This is a genomic window from Candidatus Eisenbacteria bacterium, from assembly GCA_030017955.1.
GTDB lineage: Bacteria > Eisenbacteria > RBG-16-71-46 > JASEGR01 > JASEGR01 > JASEGR01.
On the sequence record JASEGR010000102.1, the window covers coordinates 1 to 8,129 of the forward strand.

At 52.9% G+C, this 8,129-nt stretch carries 5 protein-coding genes; all 5 read right to left on the reverse strand.

The window, feature by feature from the left end; genetic code table 11:
- Positions 1-332 precede the first annotated feature (332 nt).
- Positions 333-1,676, reverse strand: a complete 1,344-nt coding sequence (locus tag QME66_11975) for an acetyl ornithine aminotransferase family protein (protein ID MDI6809681.1) — start codon at positions 1,674-1,676, stop codon at positions 333-335.
- 67 nt (positions 1,677-1,743) lie between these two features.
- Entirely contained in the window at positions 1,744-3,225 is a 1,482-nt protein-coding gene (locus QME66_11980; GenBank protein MDI6809682.1) for an aldehyde dehydrogenase family protein, read from the reverse strand.
- A 128-nt stretch (positions 3,226-3,353) separates the two neighbouring features.
- Positions 3,354-4,187: a T9SS type A sorting domain-containing protein gene (locus tag QME66_11985; protein MDI6809683.1), complete on the reverse strand. Its 834-nt coding sequence runs from the start codon at positions 4,185-4,187 to the stop codon at positions 3,354-3,356.
- 2 nt (positions 4,188-4,189) lie between these two features.
- Positions 4,190-6,448, reverse strand: a complete 2,259-nt coding sequence (locus tag QME66_11990) for a hypothetical protein (GenBank protein ID MDI6809684.1) — start codon at positions 6,446-6,448, stop codon at positions 4,190-4,192.
- 20 nt (positions 6,449-6,468) lie between these two features.
- Positions 6,469-7,998 carry a hypothetical protein gene (locus QME66_11995; protein MDI6809685.1) on the reverse strand — a complete coding sequence of 510 codons (1,530 nt, stop codon included), beginning with the start codon at positions 7,996-7,998 and terminating at the stop codon, positions 6,469-6,471.
- Positions 7,999-8,129: the final 131 nt, after the last annotated feature.

Consider the following 8,129-nt stretch of genomic DNA (forward strand, 5'->3'; position numbering starts at 1 on the left):
AAGTGCTGGGGCACCGCATAATAAGTTCGCGAATTTATGTGACACAGCACTAGCCCCAGCACTTTGTGACGGAGAGGCCCTTTCACTGCTGGGAGAATCGGAGTAGATTACCCTGAAAATTGAAAGACAACCTTTCGATTTTCATGGTACAATAAGAATACATGATCGAGCGTCCTCATTAGGACCTTCGCCTGGATCATCGAACTCCCCTCACCCTACCCTCTCCCCAAAGGGGAGAGGGTAATATCAACTGAGCCCGTGCAGAGGAACCGATCCTTGCAGGACTCAGCGACGCTAATTCACGCCTTAGAATCAAGTGAGGTGTCCCCGGATTACCTTTTTCGCGATTCGACTTTGCTCACGGCGCGCTCGAAGATCTCAAGCGCAATCTCGGCCTGCGCCTTCTTCACAACAAGCGGCGGAGAGAACCTTATCGCGCTCGGGCCGGTCGGGAGGATAAGAAGTCCCCTCTCGAAACATTCCTGGACAATCGCATCCCTCTTCGCTGGATCTCCTTTTCTCCTGTCCGTGTCGGAGACGATTTCTACGCCAAGCATGAGACCAAGCCCTGAAACCCAGCCGATAGCCGGGTGGCATTCTGCTATTTCTTCAAGAGAATCTTTGACAAATTCGCCGACTCGCCTGGCGTTTTCAACAAGTCCGTCTCTCAGAAGCTCGATTGTCGCAAGCGCCGAGACGCAGGAAACAGGATTTCCGCCAAACGTGTTTCCATGCGAGCCGGGCGGCCAATCCATGACCTTGGCAGATGCCACTGTAGCGCCCAGAGGAAGACCCGATGCAATTCCTTTGGCCAGCGCCATGATGTCCGGAACTACTTTCCAGTGCTCAATTGCGAACATTTTTCCGGTTCTTCCCATCCCGCTCTGCACCTCATCCGCAATGAACAGGATTCCGTATTTTTCCGCCAGTTTCTTCACTCTCTGGTGATATCCGAAAGGTGGGACGATATATCCTCCCTCGCCCTGTATAGCTTCTACAAAGAATGCAGCAACCTCTTCGCCGGGGACCAGCTTTTTGAAGACCACGTCCTCTATGTAGGAAACACACGCAAAATCGCAGCTCTTGGGCACAAGATTGAATACGCATCTGTGGCAGTCGGCATAAGGAACATGCGTCACTCCCGGCATGAGCGGAAAGAACCCCTTCCGCTGGATCGCCTTGCTCGCAGTCAGTGAAAGCGAGCCCATCGATCTACCGTGGAAAGCCCCGAAGAACGCAATGAAATTCTGTCTTCTTGTCTTGTACCGGGCGAGTTTGAGCGAAGCTTCAACTGCTTCCGTGCCTGAGTTGGAAAGAAATGTTTTCTTCCTGAAATTCCCAGGGGTAATTTCCCCCAGGGCTTTTGCAAGCTCGACTTCGACCGTGTAGTAGAAATCAGTCCCCGACATGTGAAGGAATTTTCCGAGTTGATTCTGTATCGCTCTCACTACCTTCGGATGCCTGTGCCCGGTCGAACAGACAGCGATTCCGGCATTGAAATCAATGAACCGGTTTCCATCGACGTCCCACAGGTAAATGCCTTCCGCCTTCTCAACGACAAGCGGATAAGTGCGGGTGTAGGATGGAGAAATGTGCTCTTTGTCGAGGTTCACAACCATCCGCGCTCTTCTCCCGGGCAGCTTCGTCACAAGTCTTGGCGCGTCTTGTTTTCTCAATTAGCAACTCCTTCCGCAGGTTTCTTGTGCCTCAATTTCTCAGACAACCATCCCCGACAGGATAAGGTCAGGTGTCAATCTGGGCCCTCTGAAGTTTTCCGCTGAAATCAATATAGACGGACTTCCATTCACTGAAGATATCAAGAACGGTCACGCTCGCCTCTCTGTGACCGTTCCCTGTCGCCTTGACCCCGCCAAAGGGGAGATGAACCTCTGCCCCGATCGTAGGGCCGTTTATGTATGTGATCCCAGCTTCAAGGTCGCGGATTGCCCTCTGAGCTCTCGTGATGTCGTTAGTGTATATCGAGGAGGAAAGACCATAGTCGGAATCATTGAGAATAGAGACTGCATCATCAAAATCCTTTGCAGGAATGATGCCTATAACCGGTCCGAAGATTTCCTCCTGCGCAATCCTCATCTTGCGGTGCACATCTCCAAAGACCGTCGGCTCGTAGAAGAATCCTTTCTTGAGATCCCCCTCCTCGCACACTTTCCCGCCCGTCAGAAGTTTTGCTCCTTCGGAGATTCCTATTTTGACATATTTATCAACCGTATCTCTCTGTCCCTTGTTGACAAGCGGGCCGACCTGCACGTCAGGAAGAAGGCCGTCTCCCACCTTGAGCTTTCTCGTTCTCTCGATAAACATGGCCGTGAACTCTTTCAGCACCTTCTCGTGGACTATCAGTCTTGAAGTCGCCGTGCATCTCTGCCCCGTCGTTCCGAAAGCCCCCCAGAGCGCTCCCTCCACTGCAGAGTAGAGATCCGCGTCATCCATAACAATCTGCCCGTTCTTCCCGCCAAGTTCGAGCGAGACTTTCTTGAGGCTCCTGCCGCACCTTCCTCCGATATCTCTCCCGACATCTGAAGACCCTGTAAAGGAAATCAGACTGACATCCTTATGCTCCACTATTGCGGTTCCCACGCTTCCGCCGCCCCCGTGCACAATGTTGACGACGCCTTCAGGAACCCCTGCTTCTGACAGAACCTCAACAAGAAGCGTGGCCGTGAGCGGCGTATCGCTGGCAGGTTTTATGACAACGGTGTTCCCGCAAATGAGCGCCGGAAAGACTTTCCACGTCGGGATTGCCATCGGGAAATTCCACGGTGTGATGAGCCCGCAGACTCCAACCGACAGCCGTATAGACATGGCAAACTTGTCACGGAGCTCAGATGTGGTTGTCTGGCCAAAAAGCCGTCTTCCCTCTCCGGCTGAATAGAGGGCAGTGTCAATTCCTTCCTGCGTATCTCCGCGAGTCTCGACAAGCACCTTGCCCATTTCCCGCGTCATCAACTGTGAGATCTCTTCCTTTCGCCGGATCAGGATATCCCTCGTTTTGAGAAGGATGTCCGCTCTCTTCGGCGGCGGAACCAATCTCCATGAGGGAAAAGCAGCTTTCGCAGAAGAGACTGCATCATCCACGTCTCTCGAATCTGATGCGGGGAAGATGCCGACAACTTCCTCCCAGTTTGCGGGATTTCTGTTCTCAAAAGTCTTCCCTGTCCTTGATGAAACCCACTTGCCGTCTATGAAGTTTCTATACTCTTTCACACCCTCACCTCCGTTCTCTCCTAAGGAACTCCAGAAGGATTGTGGTTTGTACCCGGAAACACAAGCGGCGAAAAAAGGGGGAAAAGGGAACAGGAAAACAGCTTCGCCGAAACTGCGATGAGTGACCTTTACCTTATTATTACAAACCTGCCCTGTATCTCTTCCCCTGCGTCAGTAGTTATGAGATAGAGGTAAATGCCGGACGAAACTTGCCGCCCTGAGTCATTGCTGAGATCCCAGCTCGTCGTGCCACCCGTGGAACTTGAATGCACAAGCGTCCGCACGTGATCCCCTGCGGGAGTGTAAATCTTTATCGTTGCCTTCTGGGGCAGGTTCACGAACTGCACCTTGCTCTGCGAGCCCACATTCCACGGTGTGTCGGGTCTGCATGGATTCGGGACCACCCAGACACTCTGAAGGTCGGACTTGGCGGGACTCTCGGCATATACCGCCCTGGGATGTGATGCTACGAGATGGTCAGTCCCAAGCGCATCTGTGAACGTCACCGCATAGTAGCAAGGCATCCCGTTGTGAGGCCCTGCAACAGCCACTCTGACCCAGGTCGAATCCCCGCCACCGATGTGTATTTTTTTCCTGGCCCAGAACGAATCAGGGTCAACGAATGCCCTCAGATTTCCCACGAAACTCCAGGAGAGGGTATCCCCAATAACAAAGAAAGTCCCCTTCTTCATGTATTGTCTCAGAAGCATGAAACCGCCAAAACCTGTCGTATCAGTGCTTGGGTGAAAACTTCTCCACACCCTGTAGGCGCAGAATGCAGATGATGTTTCAAGAACGGAATCCGCCGGCCAGTCAAATGAAATGGCACGGCTCTCATAGACCTTCCCTCCTGAAGCAGAGAACCTGCCGGGGAACGGGTCCAGGGTGAACACCGCTCCGGAGACAATTCCGGCGCCACAGAGGCACAACAATAAGACAAAGCCCGGGGTTCGAAAGTTCATCATCAGTCCTTGCGCAGGAAGAACCAGTCCAAGACCCTAAACGTCAAGTCCTGTACCTGTTTCTGATTGAAATAGTAAAGGTCGAAGGGAGTGACTACCACGCGGTAGGTGATCTTGGTTGCCCTACCCGATGAACCAGTGTTTTCACACCTTATGCCCAATGGGTACCTGTTTCTGGTCGGTGAAAGCGGCGAGGTGGTCGATTTCGGCCCGAATAGATACAGGGTATCAAGCCCAGCCTGAACCAGCGACTGCGGCGTTGTCTCATGGGGTTTTGGGAACTCGCCGTCTGCGCGCCCGATACCGAGCTGCTGAAGGGCAGGGAACTTCGAGTTGTCGATGACCAACGGAGGGTACGGACGCAGCGCCCCTTTCTTCTTGCTCGTGTAGGGAATTGCCGAGACAAGGCCGTGAATGTTCTGTTTGCTTGGCGGGTAGTTAGTGGAACCGCATATGTCAATTCGGAATTTTGCTGCATTCCCGCTGTTTGAAAGCAGGTTGTTGAACGAAATATCGCTGGTCTCGATCAGAATGGGATAGTTCTGACCGCCCACTCCCGGCACCCATTCAAGCTGCTTGTAAACGCCGTTACCGAACAGCCACAGCGAGCCGCCTGCAGCCAGATAAGGAACAAGGCTGGGAGCATATTCGGGAGTCCCGGCGGCTGCCATCCCGAGGAACGTTCCGGTGTTCCTTGCATAAACGTTCCATAGTATTGCCCTGTACCTGAGAAGCTCCGTGAGTGAGACAGGCCTCGGGTCTTGACCCGGCTCCTGCCCGTTAATGGGATTATATCCGTAAACCTTGTAAACATAGACCGAGTCAACTCCGTACCTGGACTGGAGAACGCTTCTGTCAAGAATCTTCTTCCACCAGGCATTGTGCTCAACATCAGTGAACGGGCTCTTGCCCGAAGGAGAGGCGTCAAGATCTCTGTAGTCATCTATGAGAAGAATTGCTCTATCGGGATTGAATGCGAGAACTCGTATCTCTATGCGCATTGTTGTTTCGTTATAGCCATTGTCCCTCACCTTGACATAGAAATAGTGCGTGCCGGGTGAGTTGATGATAAGCGGCCTTCTCAACCGGGTTTGCGTCCGGTTCCAACCGCTCCAGTGATCCGGATCCTGGGCGGGATCTGTCTCAACAGGATCAAGGGCGTAGTTGTAGCCGAGGATTTCTCCCCCATAGATGCTGGCATCTCCTACCCAGCTAAAAGTCAGCTCTTGACCGGCCGAAATTTCAATCATCCATTCAATCAAGCCCGAGTCAGGCCCCTTTGTCCCAAACACCGCTTCAGAAACCGTAAGTGAGGGGAGCCCGGCACCCAGTTGTGCCTTGACAATCATGCAGTTTCCCCGGTAAAGCGGACTGCCGAGTGTGGAACCCACATCCTGAATGGGTCCAATTGATTTCATAAGCAAAGGCTCCACAGCCCCCGCTTCGTCGATAGCCCTCACGCCAAATAGGTAGAAGTTGCCTAGATCCAGATCCTGGCTCATGGAAGTCGTGGTCCCCGGGACTTCAACCCATTTTGCCGTGCTGGTTGTGTCGAGAGTGTACATGCGATAGTTAAGTGCATCGGATGCGCTCAGGTTCGGCCCCAAGGGGACGAGTTTCCACCGATACGCCACAGGAGTCTTGGAAAGGGAGGTCGCGTCCTCATCATTCCCCGCCCACCGTGCATTGAGTCTGTTCCCGACGATTGCCCAATACTCGTTCGAAATCGGCTGAAGAATCCAGGACTTGGGCGCAATGTTGCTGGCACTGAAAGCTACGTAGCTATTCTGGTCAACTTTTGATGTGTCCCCTCTATCATCAATCACTCTCACTATGAAAAGGTGCATCTTCCTGAATTCGGCTCTGTACGTGTAGTGATATGCAGTGTCCGGGGGCGAACCAGGAGTCTCTCCAAAGCCGAAGAGCGTGTCGGCATCGAAACTGACGCTCCTCTTCCAACCGTCTGCCTCCTGCCACCGAAGGCTTGCGAGGGCGACCTTGAGACTATCCTCATTGTTGAGAATATCATAGGGTATTGGTCTTGAAATCGCGTAGATCGTCCTCGCAATCTCCCCGTCATTGTCCCAGGCAGTCCAGGAAAAGGTGTAGCTGTATGGCGCCACCCCAAAAGGCCGTCCCGTGAGTGCTACTTGCGGCAGCTTGTTCGGCTTGACAAAAGGGACAACGTTCTTCTTCCCGCAGGCAAACACAAGTGCAAGCAAAGGAACCAGCACAGCAAGGACAACAAGTATTCTTTTCATACACTCACTCCGTCCAGGCCTCATCTTTCGACTATACGGATCTTGTATTTCCTCGATCCTTCCCTTTTCTCCGAGCGCCCGCCCCATAGCCAATTCTTCGCATCGTCCCTCAGGCTGATCCGGACAAGGTATGTGCCCGGGGGCACCCTCGTGAAGCGTTCAGAGATGGAACCGGGACGCTGAACCTTAATGGCTAGTTCCGTCCACGGCGTCCCCATTATTTCACGGGTGCCGGATTCATTCAAGAGTGTAATCCTGTACTCAGTTACTATGCCATCAACGTCGAGGCAGAAAAATCTGACCAGGAGCTCATTGAGACTATCGCCGATCACCACGGTAAACGTGGTGTCGGGCGATGGCGTGAGGCCATAGTCAACCACACCCGGCGCGTGGTTGATTGAGAAATAGTACTTGGCCGGCGTCCCATCATTTCTCGTGTAAGCAAGGTCGGTCCACGTCACGGAGCTTCTCACCTGGAAAGTGTAGTCGCCGCTGTAGAAGAAGCCTCCGCTTCCGCTCTTTCCATATGTAGTCGCATTCGGATTAGCCGGCGGCCAGGCTTCACCAAATTCGTCGCTGCGGTGCACTTTTGCCGAGTAGGCGACAATTCCGGCTGCATTATTCTCGGGATTGTCTGCTCCTATGAAGCTAAAGGTCAAGTTAGGAATGAACGCCAGGTAATAGGTATCATTGAGTGTATCACCGTCAGCCTGGCTCTTTACAAGGGAAGGATCCTTCATAGGTCCGAAAGTTCGTTCGCTCGCACTTATGACCCATGTCTCAGGGTCGAAACCCACGACGAATGCCCGTGTCGAGTCTTCAAAGGTCTTTGCTCCGGCATCGTCTATTGAGGAAACCTGAAAGGAATGCTGTCCGGGGCCGAACATGTTGAGCGGATAGACTGCAACAGTATCGGAAGCTCCCACCTCATGCATAAGCATCTCAACATCGGCCTTGTACCTGTACCCGGTTACATAGCCGCCCGGGTCATCGTCGAATCCATTCCAGGAAAAGTGTATGGAATCGGCACTGGTTCCGAACGGAATAGTGTCTCTCGGAGCCGCCGTCCTTGAGTAGGGACTCCTGATGGGGTACGTCTGACCCCTGACCACCGCGTATGCCGATATGTTCCTCACCCTGGGAAAAGTTGCGTCCCTCGAAAAGAAGTCATACCTGGCAGGGGTCGGGTCCTCAGTCCCGCTGTTGTCAACAGACTTGACATACAGTGTGTGGCCCATGACTTGAGGCAAGTTTGCCTGAAGAGTTACCGTAGTCTCGGTAGAAGCTGTCCATCGCCAGTCATAATATTGAGGTGGATTCCCTGTATCTGTGAAGGCGACATAGAAACCGACCACCTGTCCGTCGGGATCAACGCCCGCCCAGTGAAGATTCGCCCTGTAGTAGATTTGGGAAGAATCTTCAGTGGCCGTGACGATGAAAGTGTCAGGCGGCTCGTTCCGCTCAAACAATGGCCTCTGCTTCCTGCAGCTCCCCAGGTAGAAGCTCAGGATGACGATTCCAAGAAACAGAAACCAGGTTCTTATTTTCACCGGTCCCCCTTTCAGCGAACAAGCGGACACGAAAGACTAGCAGGAGACTCAATCCTTGTCAATAGAATTTGCGACACCTGTCAGTTAAAATTCAAAACCGGACTATTTAAAGTTGAAAACCGGACTCTGGT